This window comes from Thioalkalivibrio sp. ALJT (assembly GCF_000381825.1).
Taxonomy (GTDB): domain Bacteria; phylum Pseudomonadota; class Gammaproteobacteria; order Ectothiorhodospirales; family Ectothiorhodospiraceae; genus Thioalkalivibrio.
Map to the genome: position 1 here is coordinate 56,092 of NZ_KB907127.1, position 22,549 is coordinate 78,640.

The 22,549-nt window shown below is 68.9% G+C and carries 19 protein-coding genes; 15 read left to right on the top strand and 4 right to left on the bottom strand.

Annotated features, from left to right (window positions below):
* Positions 1 to 6: 6 nt before the first annotated feature.
* Positions 7 to 2,610, bottom strand: coding sequence for a DNA mismatch repair protein MutS (gene mutS, locus G332_RS0108955; protein ID WP_026340740.1), 2,604 nt, complete (start codon positions 2,608 to 2,610; stop codon positions 7 to 9).
* 265 nt (positions 2,611 to 2,875) lie between these two features.
* On the opposite strand from mutS, the gene G332_RS0108960 reads away from it, so the two are divergent.
* The 14 genes from G332_RS0108960 (at position 2,876) to kdsB (ending at position 14,958) form a co-directional block, all read left to right on the top strand.
* Positions 2,876 to 3,178, top strand: a complete 303-nt coding sequence (locus tag G332_RS0108960; RefSeq protein ID WP_019626659.1) for a PilZ domain-containing protein — start codon at positions 2,876 to 2,878, stop codon at positions 3,176 to 3,178.
* A 7-nt stretch (positions 3,179 to 3,185) separates the two neighbouring features.
* A complete protein-coding gene (locus G332_RS0108965; RefSeq protein ID WP_019626660.1) occupies positions 3,186 to 3,701 on the top strand; it encodes a CinA family protein in 516 nt (171 codons plus the stop codon).
* 527 nt (positions 3,702 to 4,228) lie between these two features.
* Complete coding sequence (recA, locus tag G332_RS0108970) at positions 4,229 to 5,275, top strand: recombinase RecA (RefSeq protein ID WP_019626661.1); 1,047 nt, start codon at positions 4,229 to 4,231, stop codon at positions 5,273 to 5,275.
* On the top strand, positions 5,250 to 5,738 hold the full coding sequence (locus tag G332_RS0108975) for a regulatory protein RecX (RefSeq protein WP_019626662.1): 489 nt from the start codon (positions 5,250 to 5,252) through the stop codon (positions 5,736 to 5,738). Before recA ends, G332_RS0108975 begins: the two co-directional genes overlap by 26 nt.
* A gap of 187 nt (positions 5,739 to 5,925) precedes the next feature.
* Entirely contained in the window at positions 5,926 to 6,837 is a 912-nt protein-coding gene (gene cysM, locus G332_RS0108980; RefSeq protein WP_019626663.1) for a cysteine synthase CysM, read from the top strand.
* Positions 6,834 to 7,640 carry a 3'-5' exonuclease gene (locus G332_RS0108985; RefSeq protein WP_019626664.1) on the top strand — a complete coding sequence of 269 codons (807 nt, stop codon included), beginning with the start codon at positions 6,834 to 6,836 and terminating at the stop codon, positions 7,638 to 7,640. The genes cysM and G332_RS0108985 overlap by 4 nt, the downstream gene beginning before the upstream one ends.
* Positions 7,640 to 8,968 (top strand): 23S rRNA (uracil(1939)-C(5))-methyltransferase RlmD, encoded by a 1,329-nt coding sequence (gene rlmD, locus G332_RS0108990; protein WP_019626665.1) that lies wholly within the window; start codon positions 7,640 to 7,642, stop codon positions 8,966 to 8,968. Before G332_RS0108985 ends, rlmD begins: the two co-directional genes overlap by 1 nt.
* Before the next feature lie 30 nt (positions 8,969 to 8,998).
* Positions 8,999 to 9,637 carry a MotA/TolQ/ExbB proton channel family protein gene (locus G332_RS0108995; RefSeq protein WP_019626666.1) on the top strand — a complete coding sequence of 213 codons (639 nt, stop codon included), beginning with the start codon at positions 8,999 to 9,001 and terminating at the stop codon, positions 9,635 to 9,637.
* Positions 9,634 to 10,062 (top strand): biopolymer transporter ExbD, encoded by a 429-nt coding sequence (locus G332_RS0109000; RefSeq protein ID WP_019626667.1) that lies wholly within the window; start codon positions 9,634 to 9,636, stop codon positions 10,060 to 10,062. Before G332_RS0108995 ends, G332_RS0109000 begins: the two co-directional genes overlap by 4 nt.
* Positions 10,052 to 11,833: a lipid A export permease/ATP-binding protein MsbA gene (gene msbA / locus G332_RS0109005; RefSeq protein ID WP_019626668.1), complete on the top strand. Its 1,782-nt coding sequence runs from the start codon at positions 10,052 to 10,054 to the stop codon at positions 11,831 to 11,833. The genes G332_RS0109000 and msbA overlap by 11 nt, the downstream gene beginning before the upstream one ends.
* Complete coding sequence (locus G332_RS0109010) at positions 11,823 to 12,959, top strand: glycosyltransferase N-terminal domain-containing protein (RefSeq protein WP_020722875.1); 1,137 nt, start codon at positions 11,823 to 11,825, stop codon at positions 12,957 to 12,959. The genes msbA and G332_RS0109010 overlap by 11 nt, the downstream gene beginning before the upstream one ends.
* A gap of 2 nt (positions 12,960 to 12,961) precedes the next feature.
* Positions 12,962 to 13,984, top strand: a complete 1,023-nt coding sequence (gene lpxK / locus G332_RS0109015) for a tetraacyldisaccharide 4'-kinase (protein WP_026340741.1) — start codon at positions 12,962 to 12,964, stop codon at positions 13,982 to 13,984.
* A gap of 3 nt (positions 13,985 to 13,987) precedes the next feature.
* Positions 13,988 to 14,182, top strand: coding sequence for a Trm112 family protein (locus G332_RS0109020; protein WP_017942319.1), 195 nt, complete (start codon positions 13,988 to 13,990; stop codon positions 14,180 to 14,182).
* A gap of 8 nt (positions 14,183 to 14,190) precedes the next feature.
* Positions 14,191 to 14,958 carry a 3-deoxy-manno-octulosonate cytidylyltransferase gene (gene kdsB / locus G332_RS0109025; protein WP_019626670.1) on the top strand — a complete coding sequence of 256 codons (768 nt, stop codon included), beginning with the start codon at positions 14,191 to 14,193 and terminating at the stop codon, positions 14,956 to 14,958.
* 15 nt (positions 14,959 to 14,973) lie between these two features.
* Here kdsB and G332_RS0109030 read toward each other — a convergent pair whose 3' ends face one another.
* The 3 genes from G332_RS0109030 to G332_RS0109040 form a co-directional block, all read right to left on the bottom strand.
* A complete protein-coding gene (locus G332_RS0109030) occupies positions 14,974 to 18,426 on the bottom strand; it encodes an AAA family ATPase (protein ID WP_019626671.1) in 3,453 nt (1,150 codons plus the stop codon).
* Positions 18,423 to 19,700, bottom strand: coding sequence for a metallophosphoesterase (locus G332_RS0109035; protein WP_019626672.1), 1,278 nt, complete (start codon positions 19,698 to 19,700; stop codon positions 18,423 to 18,425). Before G332_RS0109035 ends, G332_RS0109030 begins: the two co-directional genes overlap by 4 nt.
* A gap of 301 nt (positions 19,701 to 20,001) precedes the next feature.
* Complete coding sequence (locus G332_RS0109040; RefSeq protein WP_019626673.1) at positions 20,002 to 20,649, bottom strand: ERCC4 domain-containing protein; 648 nt, start codon at positions 20,647 to 20,649, stop codon at positions 20,002 to 20,004.
* A gap of 389 nt (positions 20,650 to 21,038) precedes the next feature.
* On the opposite strand from G332_RS0109040, the gene G332_RS0109050 reads away from it, so the two are divergent.
* Positions 21,039 to 22,358 carry a DEAD/DEAH box helicase gene (locus tag G332_RS0109050; protein WP_019626675.1) on the top strand — a complete coding sequence of 440 codons (1,320 nt, stop codon included), beginning with the start codon at positions 21,039 to 21,041 and terminating at the stop codon, positions 22,356 to 22,358.
* Positions 22,359 to 22,549: the final 191 nt, after the last annotated feature.

The following is a 22,549-nucleotide window of genomic DNA, read 5'->3' on the forward strand; positions in this document are numbered from 1 at the left end:
TCCGGCTCAATCCGGGTGGCGCAGGGTCTCCTTCATCCGGTAGAGCGCGTCCAGGGCCTCGCGTGGGGACATCGCGTCCGGGTCCAGGGTGTCGAACAATGTCTTCAGGGCGCGTTCTTCCGGGGTCGGGCCGGCCGGCGCGGGCGGGGGGTCGGCGACGGCGTTGTTTGCGGGCGCGGTGAACAGGCCGAGCTGGGGCGAGTCGCTGGCGGCTGCGCGGTCTTCCAGTTCGCGCAGGTGGCTGCGCGCCAGCTTCAGCACGTCGGCCGGCACTCCGGCCAGCTGGGCCACTTGCAGGCCGTAACTCTGATTCGCCGGGCCTTCGCATACCTGATGGAGGAACACGATGCTGTGCTCGTGTTCCATCGCATCGGTATGCACGTTGGCGACGGCCGGTTCGCGCTCGGCCAGGGTGGTCAGCTCGAAGTAGTGGGTAGCGAACAGGGTCAGTGCGCGGTTGTGGCGCGCCAGGCGTTCGGCGCAGGCCAGTGCCAGCGCCAGCCCGTCAAAGGTACTGGTCCCGCGGCCGATCTCGTCCATCAATACCAGGCTCTCGGGACCCGCGTTGTGCAGGATGTTGGCGGCCTCGGTCATTTCCACCATGAAGGTGGAGCGCCCGGAGGTGAGATCGTCGGAGGCCCCGATGCGGGTGAAGATGCGGTCCACCGGCCCGATCTGCGCCCGCGTGGCCGGCACGAAGCTGCCCATGCAGGCGAGCAGTACGATCAGCGCGGTCTGGCGCATGTAGGTGGATTTGCCGCCCATATTGGGGCCGGTAATGACCAAAAGGCGACGCGCCTCCGGATCGAGTTCGGTGTCGTTGGCGACGAACGGCGTGTCCAGGCCATTTTCCACGACGGGGTGGCGACCCTGCTCGATGTGGATGCCGGGGTTCTCCACCAGTTCCGGGCAGTGCCAGTCGAGTCGTTCGGCCCGCTCGGCCAGGCAGGCCAGGGCATCGAGCTCGGCGAGTGCGTCTGCGATCGCCCGCAGACGCGGGGCGCGGCCCTGGAGTTCGCCAATCAGGCCATCGAACAGTGCGCGTTCGCGCGCCATGGCCTGCTCGCGGGCGGAGAGGATCTCGTCTTCAAAGCGCTTGAGTTCCTCGGTGGTATAGCGTTCGGCATTCTTCAGCGTCTGGCGGCGCATAAAGCGCCCGGGCAGCTCGGCCGAGCGCGTGCGCGAGACCTCGATGTAGTAGCCGTGCACGCGGTTGTAGGCCACCTTCAGTGTGGGGATGCCGGTGGCCTCGCGCTCGCGCGCCTCGATCTCGCGCAGGAAGGTGTCGGCGTCATGTTCCAGGGCGCGCAGGCGGTCGAGTTCGGCGTCGAAGCCGGCGCGGATCATGCCGCCGTCGCTGACCCGCAGCGGTGGTTCTTCGACCAGTGCGGCGGCCAGGGTCGCGCTGAGCGGATCCTCCGGGGTCAGTGTCTGATGCAGGACCTGAAGGGAAGCGGCGCTGGTGGCAAGCGGGGTCAGGATCTGGTGCAGGGGCGGCAGGCGCTCGAGGCTCGCGAGCAGGGCGGTGAGGTCACGCGGGCGGGCGCTGCCGAGGACGATCCGCGACAGGATGCGTTCGACGTCCGCACTGCCGGCCAGGGCCACGCGCAGGGGGCCACTGGCGTCTGCCTCCAGCAGGGCGGTGATCGCGGTCTGGCGTTCGCGGATCAGCGCGCGATCCCGCAGTGGCTGGTGCAACCATTGCAGCAGGCGTCGCGACCCCATTGCCGAGCGGGTGGTGTCCAGCAGGGCCAGCAGCGAGCCATGACGTTCGCCGCCCAGGGTGCGGGTCAGTTCCAGATTGCGGCGAGTGGCCGGGTCCAGTACCAGCATCTGGCTGCGCAGCTCGTGCGCGAGGCCGGTAATGTGGGCCAGATCGCCGCGATAGCGGCTCTGCACATAGGCCAGCAGCGCGCCGGCTGCGGCAATACCCAGGTCGAGGCCCTCGCAGCCGAAACCGGCCAGGTCACGGGTGCCGAAGTGGTCGGTAAGTACGCGGCGGGCGGTGACGCCGTCGAAGTGCCAGTCGGCGTGGCGTTGCGGGGCGAACGCCTCGATCCCGGGAATGGCGGCGGCCTGGTCCGGTATCAGGCATTCGACCGGGTCCAGCCGTGCGAGCTCGGCGGCAAGTTCGGTGGTGTCCGCCACCTCGAGCAGGCGAAACTGGCCGCTGGCGAATTCCAGGCTGGCGATCCCGTAACCATTCTTGCGGCCCTTGATGGCGGCCGAGCCGGCAGGGCATACCGCGACCAGGCGGTTGATGTTGCGGGCCTCCAGCAGGGCCTCCTCGGTGACCGTGCCGGGGGTGACGATCCGCACGACTTCGCGCTTGACCGGGCCCTTCTGCGCGCCCACCGCACCGGTTTGTTCGCAGATCGCCACGCTCTCGCCCAGTTTCAGCAGGCGTGCGAGGTAGCTTTCCTGGGTGTGCACCGGGATCCCCGCCATGGGGATCGGCTGGCCGGCCGATTCACCGCGCCGGGTCAGGGTGATGTCGAGCAATGCCGCAGCGCGCTCGGCATCGTCGTAGAACAATTCGTAGAAATCGCCCATGCGGTAGAGCAGCAGCGTATCCGGGTACTCGGCCTTGATACCGAGGTATTGCTGCATCATCGGGGTGTGGGCAGAAATAGCTTTATTATCAGTCACTTGGATGCGTTTGTCTGAGGAGATTGGGTTTCAGTTAGACAGTTGTCCAATACTCGGGGGTGTGGCGCGCACGGTATCATGGGTGCGGACCTGGTGGCGGGTGGTGCCCGGGGTGCGTCACCAGGCTCGGCCCCGGGAACCGGGCCCTTGCGTCCGGTGGGGGCGTGCCGGCCTTTGTGCCACACTCGGGAGTGTGCATCTGGCAGGTTCCAGGGAGGCGAAGGGGATGATCGGGGAAGAGGATCGGCGCGATCACCGGCGCATGCGGGTGACAACCGAGGCGCGGGTGACCTGGCGCGCAGATGGCGAATCCATGGTGGTGCAGCTGGAGGACCTGTCAGCCACGGGTTGTGCCTTCGTGGCATCGCGCGAGTGCGGCGAACGCATGGGATTGAGTGTTTCGGTGCCCAGCCCGGACCATCGCCTGGACGGGCTGGAACGCCGTGGCCGGGTGGTGCGATGCGAGCCGCTCGGGCCGGGCCGCGAGGACGGCTGGCGAGTGGCCGTAGCGTTCGAGGCCGAGGAGTGAGCGCGATATGAGGGCGGCCCCGGAAGGCAGTACGCGGCGCGCCGCGGATGCGACTGGTCTGCCGGCCCTGGCCCATGCGCTGGGTGAACGGCTGCTGGGGCGGGGCGAGCGCCTGTGTACCGTTGAGTCCTGTACCGGCGGGGGTATTGCGAAGGTTGTGACGGATGTCCCCGGCAGTTCGCAGTGGTTCGAGTGCGGCTGGGTTACGTACTCCAATGCGGCCAAGACGGCGATGGTTGGGGTTTCGCCTGCACTGATCGCGGAACACGGTGCCGTGAGCGAGGCCGTGGCCCGGGCGATGGTCGCAGGCGCCCTGGCGCGTTGCGAAGCGGATCACGCGGTGGCAGTGACCGGGATTGCCGGGCCGGGTGGCGGAACACCCATGAAGCCGGTGGGCACGGTCTGCTTTGGCTGGCAGACGCGTGGTGGCCCGGCCCGGGTTCAGACCTGTCAGTTTGACGGCGACCGCCATGGCGTCCGTTTGCAGTCGATCTTCCACGCGCTGAGGGAGACGCTGATTTAATCGCACGTCCGCGTTGGCGCCCCCCCCCCAGTTTCCGGAGACACGCGTTCCGAGACAAGACGCGTCGTGCAGCGATTAGTGGTTCTGCCCGCCCGTTTCTGATGGATTCGGGGCGCAACGCAGGCTCGGGCCATATTCATTCAGAATCGGGGGGGGCACCAACCCCACAAGCCATTGAAAGCAGGGGCTCGGCCGCCCGTTGCTGATCAAAAACGGGCGCGGGAACGGCGTTGCGGTTCACCTGTAGCAGAATGACTGCACGGCCGTCACCGCGCATTAAACGCACGCAAAAGCGACTCGAGCGCGGACGCGCGATTCAATCAGCGTCTCCCCGAGCGAATTGCGCGTGAAACACTGAGTGGTCGGGCTTTCCACAGTTCCGGACCGGGCGATCGGCCGGGCCACGGGCCGCATCATGGGCCATCCAGCGGGTTGGGTCGCCCCCCGCCCTGTGGGATACTGCGACCCCGTATCTGCCCCGGGGAAACGGGTCGGAAACCATCGCTGCAAGCATCGGGAGGCATACCGTGGACGAGAATCGCAAGAAGGCCCTGACCGCCGCACTGGGGCAGATCGAACGCCAATTCGGTAAGGGCGCGGTGATGCGCATGGGCGATCAGCAGGCGGTGGATGTGCCGGCCATCTCCACGGGCTCCCTGGCGCTGGATATCGCGCTGGGTATCGGCGGTGTACCGCGCGGGCGCGTGGTCGAGATCTACGGCCCGGAGTCCTCGGGCAAGACGACCCTGACCCTGCAGGTGGTGGCCGAGGCGCAGAAGCTGGGCGGCACCGCCGCGTTCGTGGATGCCGAGCATGCGCTGGACCCGACCTACGCCGAGAAGCTGGGCGTGAATGTGGATGACCTGCTGGTCTCGCAGCCGGATACCGGCGAGCAGGCGCTGGAGATCGCCGACATGCTGGTGCGCTCCGGCGCGGTGGACGTGGTGATTGTCGACTCCGTGGCCGCGCTGACGCCGAAGGCCGAGATCGAGGGCGAGATGGGCGACTCCCACGTTGGCCTGCAGGCGCGTCTCATGTCGCAGGCGCTGCGCAAGCTGACCGCCAACATCAAGCGCTCCAACACCCTGGTGATCTTCATCAACCAGATCCGCATGAAGATCGGCGTGATGTTCGGCAGCCCCGAGACCACCACCGGCGGCAACGCGCTCAAGTTCTACTCCTCCGTGCGCATGGACATCCGCCGCATCGGCGCGATCAAGAAGGGCGACGAGGTGATCGGCAACGAGACCCGCGTGAAGGTGGTGAAGAACAAGATGGCGCCGCCGTTCAAGGAGGCCTATTTCGAGATCCTCTACGGCCAGGGGATCTCAAGGGTGGGCGAGATCATCGAGATGGGCGTGAAGGAAGGCCTGATCGACAAGGCCGGGGCCTGGTACAGCTACAACGGCGAGCGCATTGGCCAGGGCAAGGAAAATGCCCGTCAGTACCTGAAGGACAATCCGCATATCGCCGAGGAAGTCGAGAAGATTCTGCGCGAACGTCTGCTGCCGAAACGCAACAAGTCCGGGGAGGAGGACGAGCCGGTCGATGCCCCGGTCGAGGAGAAAGGCTGATCCGGCCGATCCGGACGCCGCACTGGAGGCCGGACTCCGGCTGCTGGTGCGGCGTGAGCATTCCGCGCCGGAACTCGCGCGGAAACTGGCCGAGCGTGGTTTCGAGCGCGATGCAGTGGATGCCGCACTCGAGCGCGCGCGCGAGCTCGACTATCTGAGCGACACCCGCTACGCGGACTTCATTGCCCGCCACCGCACCGAACAGGGCTACGGCGAACAGCGTATCCGCGCCGAACTGGCCCACAACGGTATCGGCAGCGATACCGTCAACACCGCGATCGACGCCCTGGAGGTCGACTGGATCGACCAGGCCCGCGGTCAGATGGAACGCCACTTCCGCCAGCTCCCCGAGACCCGTGAGGACGAGGCCCGCTGCTTGCGCCACCTCGCCAGCCGTGGCTTCCCTGGCGGCGTTGCGCGCCAGGCCCTCGCGGCCTGGAAGGCCGCCGGTGACGCTTCCTGATGCACTGCGCAGCGGGTGGCATGTTGATCTCTGGCCCGCCAGGCCGTGGTCGGATGGACCATGCGATTCCGCGCCTTGCAGCGGGCGGCGCGCGGGGTGTGCACGTTGAGGGTCTGTCGGGTTCGAGTGAGGGTCGCGCGCGTGCCGTCGTGGGCAGGGGCGGGCCCGGTCGTTATACTCTGCGCGCATGAAGAAACGCCTGCACCCTGAATCCTTCCCGACCCTTGAGCAGTTCGTCGGCAACACGCCGCTGGTGCATCTGCAGCGCATGGCGGCGGACCTGCCGTCCACCGTGCTGGTGAAGCTCGAGGGCAATAATCCCGCCGGTTCGGTCAAGGACCGGCCCGCGCTGAACATGATCCAGGCGGCCGAGCGCCGCGGCGACATCCAGCCCGGCGATACCCTGATCGAGGCAACCAGCGGCAATACCGGCATCGCGCTGGCGATGGTCGCGGCAATGAAGGGCTATCGCATGGTCCTGGTGATGCCGGACAACATGTCTGCCGAGCGTCGCGCCTCGATGAAGGCCTTTGGCGCCGAGCTGGTGCTGGTCTCGCGCGAGGAGAGCATGGAGGGTGCGCGGGATCTGGCCGATCAGATGGAGGCCGAGGGCAAGGGCCGGGTGCTGAACCAGTTCGGCAACCCGGACAACCCGGACGCGCACTACATCGGCACCGGCCCGGAGATCTGGCGCGACACCGAGGGCACGGTGACCCATTTTGTTTCCGCGATGGGGACCACCGGCACCATCATGGGCGTGTCGCGCTATCTGAAGGAGCGCGACCCCGATGTGCAGATCGTCGGCGTGCAGCCCACCGAGGGGGCATCCATCCCCGGCATCCGGCGCTGGCCGGAGGCCTATCTGCCGACGATCTTCGAGGCCGCACGGGTCGATCAGACCGTGGATGTGACCCAGGAAGAAGCGGAGGACACCATGCGCCGGCTGGCCGCCGAGGAGGGCATCTTCGCCGGGGTCTCCTCCGGGGGTTCCGTGGCCGCGGCCCTGAAGCTTGCGGCCGCGACGGAGGGCGGGACCTTCGTCGCGATCATCTGTGACCGCGGCGACCGCTACATCTCCACCGGCGTGTTCCCGTCATGAGCGCCCCGATCCTGATCTTCGATCTCGAGACCGTCCCGGATATCGACGGCGCCCGGCGCCTGCACGACTTCGAGGACCTGAGCGATCACGAGGTGGCCGAGGCGCTGTTCGCGCTGCGGCGTGCGCAGGCGGGGACGGAGTTCCTGAAACACCCGCTGCACCGCATCGTCTCCATCGGCGTGCTCTACCAGGGGGGTGACGCGCTGAAGCTCTCCGCCTTCGGGCGCGAGAGCGAGGACGGTCAGGTGCCGACCGAGGCCGAGCTGCTGCGTCAGTTCTTCGACGTGATCGACAAGCGCACGCCGCAGCTGGTCAGCTGGAACGGCGGCGGCTTTGACCTGCCGGTGCTGCACTACCGCGCGCTGGTCAACGGCGTGCAGGCCCCGCGCTACTGGGAGCAGGGCGATGACGACCGCGAGTTTCGCTATAACAATTACCTGTCGCGCTTCCACTGGCGCCATGTGGACCTGATGGACGTGCTGGCGGGGTTTCAGGGGCGCGCGGTGACCAGCCTCGACACGATGGCCAGCCTGCTGGGTGGTCCCGGCAAGCTGGGCATGGATGGCTCCAGGGTCTGGCCCGCCTGGCGCGACGGTCGCGCCCGCGAGATCCACGACTATGTGGAGCATGACGTCCTGAACACCTATCTGGTCTGGCTGCGGTTCGAATACATGCGCGGCCATCTGACGGACGCGGCCCTGGCCAGTCGCCAGCAGCAACTGGCCGAGTACCTGGGCGGCACCGGCGCCGCACACCACCGCGAATTCCTTGACGCCTGGCAGGCGGCCGGACGCACCGACTGATGGCACGCATCGACAAGACCCCGTTCGAGGCCACCATCGAGGAGGTCACGCTGGATGGCCAGGGCGTGATCCGCCGCGATGGCAAGGCCTGCTTCATCCACGGGGCGCTGAAGGGCGAGCGGGTGCGGGCCGTGCAGACCGGGCGCAAGCGCCGTTTCGATTCCGCCGAGGTGGTCGAAGTGCTGGAGCCGGCCGCGGGCCGGGTCGAGCCGCCCTGCGAGTTCTTCGGCCTGTGCGGTGGCTGCAAGCTGCAGCATGCGTCGATCGAGACGCAGCGTGCGATCAAGGAGCAGGCCCTGTTCGATGCCCTGGAGCGTATCGGCCACGTGACTGCCGAGGCCCGCTTCGAGCCGCTGACCGACACCACCCTCGGCTATCGGCGCACCGCGCGGCTGGGGGCGAAGTACGTGCCCAAGAAGGGCGGGGTGCTGGTCGGATTCCGCGAGCGCGGCAGCCCGTATCTGGCCGAGATGGACCACTGCGAGGTACTGCACCCGGCCGTCGGTAAACGCATCCGGGCGCTGCGCGAGCTGATTGGCGGTCTTGAGGCGCGCGACCGCCTGCCGCAGATCGAGGTGGCGGTGGATGATGACGAGCGCGTGGCGCTGATCTTCCGCAACCTCGATCCGCTGTCCGAGGCAGACAGCGCACGCCTGTCCGCCTGGGCGGAGGCCGAGGGCATCCAGGTGTATCTGCAGCCTAGCGGCCCGGAGACGGTGGAACCGCTGGCCGGTCCGATCGAGCCGCTGGTCTATCGCCACCCGGAGTACGCCGTATCGGTCCCGTTCATGCCGACGGACTTCATCCAGGTGCATGCCGGGATCAACCGCAAGATGGTCCCGCAGGCGCTGGCCGCGCTGGACCTGGAGCCGGGCCAGCGGGTGCTGGACCTGTTCTGCGGACTGGGCAACTTCACCCTGCCGCTGGCGCGTACGGTGCGCGATGGCGAGGTGGTCGGCGTCGAGGTGGACGACGCGATGCTGGCACGGGCGCGCGACAATGCCCGCGACCAGGGCATTGCGAACACCCGCTACGAACGCGCCGACCTGGACGACGTCGAGGCCCTGAAGAGCGCCGGTTGGCTCGCCGGGCGCTATGACCGCGTGTTGCTGGACCCGCCGCGCACCGGTGCGGCCGCGGTGATCGAGGCGCTGGCGCCGCAGCGCATCGAGCGCATGGTCTATGTGTCCTGCAACCCGGCCACGCTCGCCCGTGACGCCGAGCGCCTGGTGCATCATCATGGCTATCGCCTGGAGCGGGCCGGGATCATGGACATGTTCCCGCATACCGCGCACGTGGAATCCATGGCGGTGTTCCGGCGCGGCTGACGCGCATCGATACGCTACCCGAGGGGAATTATGCTGGAGATCGTACAAGCGGGCGGCTGGCTGATGTTGCCGATCCTGCTGTGTTCCGTACTGGCCGTCGCCATTGTGCTGGAACGCCTGTGGACGCTGCGCCGGTCGCGCGTGGCCCCGCCGCGTCTGCTGACCACAGTGTGGGAGCAGATGCGCATCCATGGGCTCAAGCTCGACGATATCCAGCGCCTGCGCGCGGGTTCCCCGCTGGGTGCGATCCTGGCGGCCGGTCTCGTCACCCATGACCGGGCGCGCCAGATCACCCGGGAGAGTATCGAGGAAGCCGGGCGCCGGGTCGCCCATGATCTCGAGCGCTACATGAACACGCTGGGCACCATTGCGATGATTACCCCGTTGCTGGGCCTGCTTGGCACCGTGGTCGGGATGATCGAGGTCTTTACCGTGATCACCGAGATCGGGGTTGGCAGCCCGCGCGATCTGGCCGGGGGCATCTCCCAGGCCTTGATCACCACCGCCGCCGGCATCGGCGTGGCGATCCCGGCGCTGGCCTTCCACCGCTATTTCCGCGGGCATATCGACGAGCTGGTGCTGGAGATGGAGCAGGAGGCCACCAAGCTGGTCGAGGTGATCCACGGCGAGCGTGCGGCCGGAACGGCCGAGGGCGAGGCCAGGGCGTGAATTTCCGGACCCCGCGACGACAGGAGGAGCCGGGCGTCAACCTGACGCCGTTGATCGATGTCGTCTTCCTGCTGCTGATCTTCTTCATGGTCTCGACCACCTTCGACCAGCACGCGGACATCGAGCTCACCCTGCCCGCGGCCGACCGCGAGGCCGAGGCCGTGGAGCGTGCATGGATCGATATCATCGTGGATGCCAATGGCCACTACTTCGTTAACGGGCAGGAGCTGGTGAACCGTCGCGCGGAGACGCTGGAGCGAGTGCTCGCCGAGGTGCTGGAAGATCGGGAGGATGACCCGGTGCTGATCCGTGCCGATGCCAACGCAAGCCACCAGTCGGTGGTGCGTGCCCTCGACGTGGTGGGCCGCCTGGGCATTACCTCGGTCTCCATCGCGACCCTGGGTCAGGGTGCCGATGCCGACTAACGAACATCACGCGCCGCATTTCGAGTCCGGCTGGACGGTCTATCGCCGTCTGCTGAGCTATGCCTTTGTTTACTGGCCGCTGCTGGCGATCGCGACCGTGGCGATGCTGGGCATGGCGGCGACCGAGGCCGGGTTCGCGGCATTGATGAAGCCACTGATGGACGAGTCCTTCGCCGAGGGCGAGGGGCATCCGCTGGTGGCGTGGATTCCGCTGGCACTGATTGGCCTGTTCCTGGTCCGCGGCATCGCCGAGTTCGGGTCCGTTTATGCGATGCGCTATGTCGGCCGGCAGGTGGTGAAACGCCTGCGTGAAGAGCTGTTCGAGCGCCTGCTGCACATGCCGGTGCAGCGCTTTCAGGAGCAGAGCAGTGGCGAGCTGATCTCGCGGGTCACCTACAACGTGGAGCAGGTGGCCACGGCCGCCACCGATGGCTTCAGCACCCTGGTGCGCGACACCCTGACAATCATCGCGCTGCTGGCCTGGATGTTCTGGCTGACACCGAGCCTCACCCTGACCATCCTGATCATCGCACCGGTGATGGCCGTGCTGGTGCGCGTGGTCACCAGGCACTTTCGCCGCATTTCGCACCGCCTGCAGTACAACATGGGCGATGTGACCCATGTGACCCAGGAGGTGATCGAGGGGCACCGGGTGGTGCGCATCTTTGGTGGCGAGACCTACGAGCGCGGGCGCTTCGAGGACATCAACGAGCGCAACCGGCGCCTGCATATGCGCATGGAGGGCATCAAGGCGGCGTATACGCCGACCATCCAGTTCCTGGTGGCAACGGTGCTGGCCTTCGTGATCTGGGTCGCGACCTCCGATTTCGGCGAGGACACCGTGACTGCGGGGACCTTCGTCTCCTTCCTGACGGCGATGCTGCTGCTGTTGAGCCCGATCCGCCGGCTGTCGATGATCAACGCGACCCTGCAGCGGGGTATCGCCGCGGGACAGAGCATCTTCGCGGTGCTGGACGAGATCCCCGAGCGTGACAGCGGGCACCTGCCACTGGAACGCGCGGAGGGCCGGCTGACGTTCGAGGACGTCGCGTTCCGTTACAGCGAGGATGGACCGGACGTACTGAAGGCCATCTCCTTCGAGGTGAAACCGGGTGAGAACGTGGCCCTGGTCGGGCGCTCGGGCAGCGGCAAGACCACGCTGGTCAATCTGCTGCCGCGCTTCTATCAGCCCACCGAGGGCCGCATTCAGCTGGATGGTCACGACCTCGAGACCATCCGCCTGCGCGACCTGCGCCGGCAGATTGCCTATGTCGGCCAGAACGTCACCCTGTTCGCGGATACCGTGGCCGCCAACATCGCCTATGGCCGCCCGGAGGCGACCGAGGCGGAGATCCGCGAGGCGGCACGCGCGGCGCATGCGCTGGAATTCATCGAGCACCTGCCGGACGGGATGCAGACCCTGGTAGGGGAAAATGGTACCCGTCTCTCTGGCGGTCAGCGTCAGCGCCTGGCAATTGCCCGCGCCCTGCTGCGGGATGCCCCGATCCTGATCCTGGACGAGGCCACCTCGGCCCTGGACAACGAATCCGAGCGTCAGGTACAGGCCGCGCTGGATGCGCTGGTGAGCACGCGCACCACGCTGGTGATTGCCCATCGTCTGTCCACGGTCGAGGGTGCTGACCGTATCCTGGTGATGGACAGTGGCCGCATTGTGGAGAGCGGGCGGCACGAGGAACTGATCGCCCGTGGCGGCGTATACACCCATCTGCATCGCCTGCAGTTCCGCGAGGAGGCAGGGGATGCCGGGTGATGCCGCCGGTTACGGGCGTCGGCCCCTTTCGGTCTGGCATGCGACCTGGCGCGACTATCGCCATGGCGAGGGCGCCCGGGCGCGTGCTCGCCGCGGGTTCCTGACCCCGCCCGCCGACCGCGGGCGACTGATCTGGATCAAGGCCGGTGCCAGTCCCGAGGATGTGCGCCTGGGGATCGAGCTGCTGGGGGCGGTGCGCGACAAGCGCCAGGATGTGCGCATCGTCCTGACCTTCGAGCAGGATTACCCGGAACTCTTCCAGCGCCACATGCAGCCGTTTCGCAAGGTCGGGGTGGGCTACGGTCCCTGCGACCGGCCGCGGGTGGTGCGCCGGGTGCTGCGACGCTTTCAGCCCCACGGCATTCTGCTGGCCGGGGGGCAGGCCCCGGTCAATCTGTTGCAGGAGACCGAGGCGCCGGTGATCGCGGTCAATACCGCTCCGGCGAGCGTGGAGATGAGCCGGGTAAGCAGTCACTGGCCCGTGGACCCCGCCGCGGCGGCGGCCTGGCCGGCTGCTGCCCGGGCGCAGGCGCTGGACCCGGCCGACCCCCAGGCCCGGTTCGTCGAGGCGCAGGCCGATGTCGTGCTGCGCTCGCTGGTCGGGGGCGGGGTGGAGCGCCTGTGGTGGTGGCATGGCACGCCGGCGCAGTGGCCGGCCTGGCGGGCGGCCTGGGAGGCCTCCGGACGGGGCGAGACCGACATCCTGCTGGCGAGCCTGCGTGAGGGGAAGGACGCCGTCCCGTTGCCCGGGGCCGATCGGGTGGTCTCGGCCTGGGATCGTTCGGCATTGCCACCGGGGACCATTCTGCACCTGGACGACCGGCGCTGGTTCGCAGCCGCGGCCAGTGCCGCGCATGCGGTGCACCTGGCCACGCCGGATCGCCAGGCCCTGTGGCAGGGCCTGGCCGGCGGGGCGGCGGTCAGCCTGGGCGCGCCACCGGCTGCGGAGGTTCCCTGTCCGGTGCTGGGCGAGCCGGCCGCGGTACTGGCGGCGTGGCAGGCACTGCGTGATGATCCGGCGGCGCGGCGCCAGCAGGGGGATGCCGCGCGCCGGCGCTTCTGGGATGAACGGCGCCAGGTGGATGCGAATTTCGAGGCGGTGCTGCAGCAGGTCTGGGACTGGTAGCCATGGGCTCGCTACAGGCATGGCTGGGTGCCCGGTTGTGGGATCACTGGAGCCAGCGCGGGCCGTTCGCGGCGGCGATGTTTCCGCTGTCACTGGTCTATGCCGGTCTGGCCGAGTGGAATCGTCAGCGTCAGGAGCGGTGGCGGCGCGAAATCACCATCCCGGCCCGGGCGGTGATCGTGGTCGGCAACCTCACCCTGGGCGGCAGTGGCAAGACGCCGATGACGGTGTGGCTGGCCCGGCGCCTGAGCGCGGCCGGGTACCGGCCGGGCATTGTCAGCCGGGGCTACGGTGGGCGCGGGGGTGGCGCCGGGATTGCGGTAACCCCCGCTTCCGATCCGATGATGGTGGGCGATGAACCCGTGTTGATCGCGCGGCGTACCGGGGTCCCGGTGCAGGTGGACCGCGACCGGGTTCGCGGGGCGCGGGCCCTCACCGAGCAGGGAGTGGATGTGGTGATCGCCGACGACGGCATGCAGCACCATCGCCTGCCGCGCGATATCACCATCCTGATGGTCGATGGCAAGCGTCGCTTCGGCAACGGGCTCTGCCTCCCGGCGGGGCCGTTGCGCGAGCCCAGACGTGCCCGCGAGCGGGCCGATTTCGTGGTGGTCACCGGTGGCGAAGCCGGTCCCGGCGAAGTCCCGATGGAACTGGTGCCGGCCAGCCGCCTGCTGCGGGTGGACGGGGCCGAGGAGGCGCGCAAGCCGGATCGGTTTGCGCGCCGCGATGCCCATGCCGTCGCCGGGATCGCGGACCCGGAGCGTTTTTTTCGCACCCTGGAGGCGGCCGGGATCGGTATCATTCGACATCCGTTTCCGGACCATCATCGCTTCCGGCCACGAGAGATCCGCTTCGACGACGAGCGGCCGGTTCTGATGACCGAGAAGGATGCCGTAAAATGCCGGTCGTTTGCGCAGGACAATCACTGGTACTGGCCGATCGCGGCCCGGTTGCCAACCACTTTCGAGCCGGCGCTGCTCGCGCGTCTGGAGACCGTCAGTCGGCTCAAACACCTGGGGTAATGCATGGACAAGCGTCTGCTCGATATTCTGGTCTGCCCGGTCACCAAGGGTCCGCTGAAGTATGACCGCGAGAACCAGGAGCTGATCTCGGTCTCCGCCGGGCTCGCCTATCCGATCCGCGACGACATCCCGGTCATGCTGGAGGACGAGGCCCGCGCGCTCTCCGAGGACGAGAAGGAACGCTGGCGCGCGGCCTGAGCGTCCGCATGACGGGCTTCGTCGTGGTGATCCCGGCACGCATGGCCTCCAGCCGGCTGCCGGACAAGCCGCTGGCGGCGGTTGCCGGGCGCCCGCTGATCGCGCATGTGATCAGCCGCGCGCAGGAGAGCGCCGCGCGCCGCGTGATCGTGGCCGGGGATGACGAGCGCATCCTCGCGGTCGCGCGCCAGTGCGGGGCCGAGGCCTTCCTGACCGACCCCGCGCTGCCCTCGGGCACCGACCGCATCGCCGCGGTCGCGGCCGCCGAGGGCTGGGGGGACGAGTCCATCGTGGTCAACCTGCAGGGCGACGAGCCGCTGACCCCGGGGCCGTTGCTGGATGACCTGGCGGCCCTGCTGGCACAGACCCCGCAGGCGGACATGGCCACCCTCGGCGTGCCTATCCGCTGCGCACAGGACCTGGCCGATCCCAATCAGGTCAAGCTGGTGACGGACCGCAACGGCCGGGCCCTGTATTTCTCCCGTGCCCCGATCCCCTGGGATCGCGAGGCCCACCGCGCCGGGCGCGCCTCGGCGCTGGATCAGGCGACCCGCCATCTGGGGCTGTACGCCTACCGCGCCGGCTTCCTGCGGCGCATGAGCGCCGAGCCGCCGGCCCCGCTGGAACAACTGGAGCAGCTGGAGCAGCTGCGTGCCCTCGACATGGGCGCGTGGATCCAGGTCGGCCGCCGTGCCGAGGCCCATCCGCCCGGCGTCGATACCCCCGAAGACCTGGACCGCGTCGACGCCTTCCTGTCCGGGCGCGCCCGCGCCTGATCCCCGCCCGCGGACTCAGTTCGAGCGCAGCCCCGCCTGCAGACTCCGCGCCAGGGCCTGGCCGTCGCGGGTCGCGGCGTCCTGGGAGGGGCTGAAGGGTTGTAGTGTGGTGATCACCCGGTGCTCGAGGGTGGTGTCGCTGTTGGTCGGTTCCGGGTCGATGTAGCCGTGCTCGCCGAGCCATGCCTCCAGGCGTTCGCGGGTCGCGCTCTGGAAGCGCTTGACCGCGCCCTGTTCCAGTTCCCGGATCAGGGCCTCGGCGTCTCCGTCCACCTGTGTGGCCAGCTCACTCACCGCTTCGATAAAGGTATCGCTGATCACGCCGGAGGCCTCCAGCGCGGCGCGGTCCACCGGGCGCCCGCGGCCCTGGCGCCAGGCGCGCAGCAAGGCGCGCGCGCCCTCGACCCGGGCCGCAAATCGCTCGCGCTGTGCCGGGTCCCCCAGGAGTTCGGCATCGGGCCCGCGCAGGACGGTCTCCAGCGTGCCGACGCTGTCCACCCCCAGGGTGAGCAGGCGGTGCAGGGCGTCGAGGTCGTCGCGCAGCAGATGGAACGGGTGGATCCGAGCCGCATCCTGCCACGGGTCGATCGGCGGCACGCCGAGCGTGGTGGCGTAGTCCTCGGGGTGGGCGTCGCCCGCGGCCGGGATCGTTTGGCGCTCGGGCAGGGCCAGATCGCCGGCATCGGTGATGGCGTGCTGGGCGCCGCGCACGGCCGGCAGGTCGATGATCCGCACCGTGGCATCCCGGGCGGACCAGTAGCGCGCATCCTCGGGCTGGGCCGTGAGATAGAAGACCTGGCGGTCATCCTCCTGTGCCAGTAGCTGCAGGCTTTCGGCGACCGCGCGGAAGCGCTCCGGGTCGGCGGTGCCCAGGGCCTCGTCGAGGAACAGGGGCAGGGGCGTGCGCCCGCGCTCGGCCTCCAGCGCGAAGGCGATGCGCACGGCCAGCACGAGCTGCATGCGGGTGCCGCTGGAGAGTTCGGACAGGCCGCGGGTGTCGCCCGTGGCGGTCTCGCGCGCGGCGAATGGGGTGGCCGTCGCGCCGGAGCTGAACAGCAGCTCGTACTGATGCCGCGTAAAACGCTGAAACCAGTCACGCGCCCGGCGCAGGGCAGCGGGCTGTGCGGTCTCTTCGTGCTCGGTGGTGACCTGGTCCAGCAGAAACTGGCCCGCGGTGGCGAACAGGGCCTCGTCCAGACGCGCGTCCAGGGCGTCGCGGGCCTGGGCCCACCGGGCGCGCGCGGTCTCCAGTGCGCGATCCCGTCCGGCGCGGTCGATCTCGGTCTCGATGCGGGTGATCTCGCGGGTGAGCTCGTCGCGCTGCTGTGCCTGGTGTTCGCATTCGGCCAGCGCTTCGCGCAGCGCCGCCTCGGCGTCCTGATCGACCAGCGCCAGCAGGTCCGGTTGTGCCTCGAGGTGACGGCTGCGGTCGCCTTCGCGGGCGCGGACGTCGCGCAGCTCATCCTGCAGGCCCTGCCATTCCGGCCGCAGCCGTAGGTGTTCGCGCAGTCCCGCTTCGTCATCCGCTTCCAGCCCGGCCCGGGCGTACAGTTCGGTGACGCGCGAGCGCGTGGTGTCGGCCTCGACCTCCAGGCGCTCAAGCTCACGCCGCGCCGCGTGCTGTTCGCGACGTGCCTCGTCCCGGTCCTGCAGGCGGCGGGCTAGCCGTTCCAGACGCTGCGCCAGGACGTCGGCTGTGGGCTGCGCGTCCTCCGGGGCGGCCGCGTATGCATCCAAGAACCGCACCAGGGCCGTGCGCAGTTCGTCCATACGGGCCGTCAGTGGCTTCTGCTCGCCCCGGGCCGTGGCCTCGTCGAGGCGGGCGCGGTCCAGTTCCGCGCTCAGGTGGATCCAGCGCTGCAACGAGGTATCCAGACACTCGGGGTCGAAGCCGACCGCCGCGGCCGTCTGGCGCAGTTGTTCCCGAGCAGCTGCCAGCGCGGCGTGCTTCTCCTCCAGTTCACGCTCCAGCCGGGTGCGGCGTTCGGCCGCGTGACGGTCGGCCTCGGCCGCGCGCAGTTCCCGTTCCACGGCCTCCAGGCGTTCACGCACCGCCTCCGGCGTCCAGGCCGGGGGTGGCTCGATGCCGGTATCGCGGTAGCGCGCCTCGGCCGCCTGGCGCGGGACGGTGTCGTGGTTCGGTCGTGCGAGTATCCAGCCCGACCAGGCCACGGGGAGCGCCAGGACGAGGAAGCCCCAGTGGACCCACAGGGCCGCACTCCCGATGGCCGCCGCAGCTGCGGCCAGGGCCGTGATCCGCGCTACTCGGTGCAGGACGGAGTTCGCCGGCGGCCGTGGGGCGCCGAGCCAGTGCAGTAGTTCGTCCCGTGCGCGGCGCAGTGCCTCCGGGTCGGGTCGGTCGGGGTCGAGCGCGGGCAGGCCGGCCAGTTCGTCCTCGCGGCGGCGGATTGCGGCCTGCAGCTGGCGCTGGGTCTCGAGGGCCTGTTCCGTCGCGTGGACCGAGGTCGGGTCCAGCGTCGGGACGGCAGCCGGGTCGGCGCCCAGCGCGTCAGCTGCCGAGGCGACGGCCGCACGGGCGGCCTGCAGCTCGCGTGCGGCCTGCTCGGCGCGGCTCTCCAGTCCCTGCAGCTCGCGTACGCGGGCGCGCGGGTCGTCGAACGCGGCGGCCTCCAGGGGGCTTTCGGATAGCCCGCTGGTGTCCAGCTGGTCACGGGCCGTATCGAGCCGGGCTTGGGCCTGCCGGCGCTCGTGGTCGAGGCGGCGCAGCGTCTCCCGCAGCTGTTCCAGGCTGTCCAGTTCGTCGCCGCGCAGCCAGGCCAGCCCCTCCGGGAAGGCTGCCAGCCGGGTCTCCAGGGACTGGCGTTCGCGGCGGGCCTTTAGCAGGTCCAGGGCGCGTTCGTACTGGGCCGCCGCGTCGCTGGCCCGCTGCGCGTCCTGGCGCTGCGTCTCCAGTTCGGCGAGGCGCTGTTCGTCGTCCTGTAGCGCGCGCTGTTCGCGCGTGCGCTGGCGCAGCTCCTGCTCGGCGGTAGCCAGAGCCTGTGCCTCACTGCGGGCATGGGTGGTCTTCAGGGCCAGGGCGGGGTCCGCGCGCAGGGCCGGGAGGTCGTAGCCGCCGGCCAGTTCGCGCGCCAGCCAGTCGCCGATCGCCCGTTCGGTCGCGTGGTCCGCGGCCAGCAGGTCCTCGATGTGCAGGGTGTAACAGTCGATGAAGCGATAATCCGGCAGCAGCGGCGGGTCGCCGCGCTGGCCGTCGCGCAGCCAGTACAGGTCGGTACCGACGCGTTGCGCCTCGAGCCGGCCCTGTGCGTCGCTGAAGCGGGCCGCGACCTGCACGCCCCTGTTGCGCTGTTCCTGCGGATAGAGGGCGGCGCGCAGACCGCGCAGCAGGCTGGACTTGCCCGAGGCATTGGGGCCGACCACGACGTTCACGCCCGGCCCCAGGGCCTCCAGTCGGAAGCCCGGATGGATGCCGGGGAGGCGCTGGATGTCGAGAGAGTCCAGCTTCACTGGTCGCCCTCGCGTTGCAGCAGCAGGCGGTCCAGCGCGTGCAGAGCCGCGGCCTCCAGAGTCGCCGCGAGTGCGGTGTCATCCGGGGCCTCGCGTCCCAGGGCGCGGTAGTGCGGGGCGCGGGTCACCTCGGCGAGGGGCTCGCGCGCGGCGTCCAGCAGGGCGCGGCGCGCTTCGCTGTCCGCCCCTTGCAGTAGCAGAAGCTTGCGTGCGAGCAGGGCGGCCGGGTCATTCCCCGTGGCCAGCGCCTCGAGGTCCACGGCCGGCTGGGCCTCCAGGCGCCAGTCGTGGACGAAGTACAGGCGATCGCCCAGGGTCTGCACCGTGGCGCGCGGATCGTCCGCACGCAGGACGCGTTCCAGTGCCGGGCGCTGGTCGCTGCGGCCGGTGAATCGCAGCCGGCAGCCGACCGCCAGCGGGCGCTGCGGCCACTGCTCGATTTCGGCGTGCAGGCGTTCCAGGGCCTCGGTCACACGGTGATGGATGTCCGTGGCGTCCAGGCCGTCGACCGGGATCTCCAGGGTGTCCCAGTACAGCGGTGCCAGCGGGACCTGCTGGATGGCGAGCGCGCCGTTCGCGGCCAGTTCCAGCTGCCAGGGGCCGTGGCGCCCGGGCTCGCCCGGGTCCATGCCGGTCAGGGAGCCGAGGTAGCCCATCGGGCGCGGCGCGGCGAGGGCATCGGGGCGATGAATGTGGCCGAGCAGCCACGCCTCTACCGGGGCCGCCTCCAGTGCGCTGCTGCGCACCGGTGCGTGCGGGCTGCGCGCCTGGTCGCGATCGCAGTGCAGCAGACCGAGGGTGGGGCAGTCGACGGGCTCGGGAAAGCCGGATTCCAGCGGGCTTTCGCTGACGCGGGCCTGCGGGAATGACCAGCCGGCGATGCGCGCGCGGCCGCCCTCGCGGCCCTGAAGCTCACGGGTCTCCCACTGACCACCGGCGCCCAGCAGCTCGAACGCCGGCAGGGCCTTTGCGAGGCGCGGGAGGACCTGGACATCATGGTTGCCGGCGACCCCGAGTACGCGGATGCCGGCAGCGGTCAGGCGTTCAACGCCTGCGCGCAGGTCGCGGTAGGCCTCGAAGAAGTCATCCTCCTGTTCCACCACGTCGCCGGCCAGCAGGACGGCGTCGACCGGCTGTTCCAGCGCGTAGTCGATGCTGCGCCGCCAGGCCGCGGCGGGGCCGAGTGCGGCAATGCCGACCGCGTCATCCACCGCGGGCGGGATGCGCGAGGGCTGGCGGCCCAGGTGGATGTCGCCCACACACAGGAGCTTCATGGATGCAGGGAGGCAGTCGGGATCATGGCGGCAGTTTGGAAGAACCGGGCCGCAAAGCCAATCCCGGACATTCCTGCTGCCTGCACGACTACGTGGAGGAAAGCCGCGCCCCGGTGCTCCGGGGTGCGGCTCGGCCGGGCGGGTTGGGGCGATCGTCGCGAGCGCAGGGCAGGGGGCGAGGCCCTTTTTTCGGTCTCTCGACGCGCACGGTGGGGCGATGTAACGAGGAAGAGAGCGGAAAACGGGACCGTTCTCCTGCCTGCGCGCAGCCGATGCGTCCCGAATCCGACAGGCTCCTGGTTCAGGTACTGCGGCTGCCGTAGGTGATGACGGAGACGATGCGCTCGGCGCGTTCCGGATCAAGCCCGTCGGTGCGGGCGAGGGTCTCGGCATCGGCGTTGAGGACGTCGCGGACGCTGCCATGGTCGCGCAGCAGGTCGCGTGCGGTGTCAGCCTCGACCCCGGGCAGGCCGCTGACAATGAATTCGGCCGCACGGCGGCGGGTGTCCGGTTTGGTGGGGCGGTCGGCCGGGTCGGGTTCCGTCTGCGCGTTCAGGCCCAGCAGGTAGACGAGCATGCCGCTGTTGTCGGCATCCGGGCTCGGCAGCACGCTGATGCCGAGGGCGATGGTGAGGTGCGCCAGCGCGCGGTGGATATCCAGCGCCTGCTGGTGGAAACGCGGTTCGTACAGGTCGCCTTCGACGATGTAGACCACCTGCTCGTGGTTGGCCTTCAGCTTCGCCGCGTTCTCCCACAGGGTCTTGTCGACCACGCTCAGCACCATGTCGGTAGCGGACTTGCGCTCGACCACGACGCCGTTGGGCAGCAGGTAGTCGCCCACGTCGAGGTCGGTAAATTCCAGCTCCACGCCCTCCAGGCGCTCGATGCGCTGAATGATCTTGCCCTGTTCACGGCGGTCGACGCGGATCGGCAGGTGAATGTTGTCCATGATGGCTCCAGTTGGTGGTCGCGACCCGGCACTCTAGGAAAACCCGTGGACGGCGCCAAATGGCCGGATGTCGGGCGGGGCGAGCCCGAGGGGCGCCTCCTGTTGCCACAGGGGATGAATCGGGGGATGAATCGCGGTCATTGCGAGGGCAATATCCTGCGCGGCCGGGAGCCGGAACTGTGTGGCGTGACCGGGTGCATATGCGAGCGAAAATGGCGGAGTGTCTTTTCATTGACGAAAAGCGTATGATCCGCTGCATCGAACGCCCCGCCCGTCAGCGTCCGTTCATCTGATCCAGAGTCCATTCCGGCTCACCGTGATCCCCCTGATTTCGTTTCCCCCGATGGGTGCTCTTGTTGAACGAGTGGCGGGTAGCGTTGGAGCATTCCATGACTGATACGACCTTTGCCGACCTCGGGTTGGCCGATACCCTCTTGCGCGCGCTGGATTCCGCCGGCTACCAGCAGCCGACCCCGATCCAGGCCCGGGCCATCCCGGAAGTGCTGAAGGGGGGCGACCTGCTGGCCGCTGCCCAGACCGGGACCGGCAAGACCGCGGGCTTCACGCTGCCGATCCTGCAGCGCCTGTCCACCACGGAGGCGCCGCGTGCCGCCAATGGCCGTCCGCGCTGCCTGGTGCTGACCCCGACGCGTGAACTGGCCGCCCAGGTCCACGACTCCGTGAAGACCTATGGCCGCAATCTGAATATGCGGTCCATGACGATCTTTGGCGGCGTGAACATGAACCCGCAGATCAAGTCCCTGCGCGGGCGCATGGACATCGTGGTGGCCACCCCCGGGCGTTTGCTGGATCACGCCAATCAGAAGACGGTTGACCTGTCCGGCGTCGAGATCCTGGTACTGGACGAGGCCGACCGCATGCTGGATATGGGGTTCATCCGCGATATCCGCAAGCTGATTGCACTGATGCCGAAGACTCGCCAGAACCTGATGTTCTCGGCCACCTTCTCCAACGAGATCCGGTCGCTTGCAAACAGCCTGCTGACCCGGCCGGCGGAGATCGACATTGCCCCGCGCAACACGACCGCCGAACGCGTGCAGCAAAGCGTGCATCTGGTGGAAACCAGCCAGAAGCGCGAGTTGTTGAGCCATCTGATCCGCACCCACAGTTGGGAGCAGGTACTGGTGTTTACGCGCACCAAGCATGGCGCCAATCGTCTGGCCGAGAGGCTGACCAAGGACGGGGTGCGGTCGGAGGCGATTCACGGCAACAAGAGCCAGGCGGCGCGTACCCGTGCCCTGAAGCAGTTCAAGTCGGGGCAGGTCCCGGTGCTGGTGGCAACCGATATCGCCGCGCGCGGGCTGGACATCGACCAGCTGCCGCAGGTGGTCAACTTCGAGCTGCCGAACGTGCCGGAAGACTACGTTCACCGCATCGGTCGTACCGGACGTGCCGGCTGCGAAGGCTCTGCGCTGTCGCTGGTGGATGGCGAGGAGATGAAGCTGTTGAAAAACATCGAGCGACTGATCCAGCGCCCCATCGATCGCATCGAGACCGAGGGGTTTGCCGCGCCGCGCCCGGCCGCGAATGACGGGAATGGCAATCGTCGTGGTGGCCGAGGCGGGAAGCCCGATGCGGGGGCACGCAACGGTGCCCCGCGCAAAGGGCGTGGTGGCAAGCCCGGTGGCGGGCGTGGTGGCAATGGTCGTGCCGCCGCCAATGGTAACCGCGCAGCACGCGGGCGGTAATCCGCCCGGCCAGCGTTGTGCCGCGAACCCGCGGTCCCGAGTTTCGGGGTCGCGGGTTTTTCGTATCCGGCCGGCGCGGGCGGAAGCGGTCACCGGCCGCGGCGAAACCGGATGGATGTACCCGCGCGGCTGCGTCGTGATTGCGCGCCGTTTAATTCGGCTGGAGTGCTTCGGGGTGGCGGACGATGTGG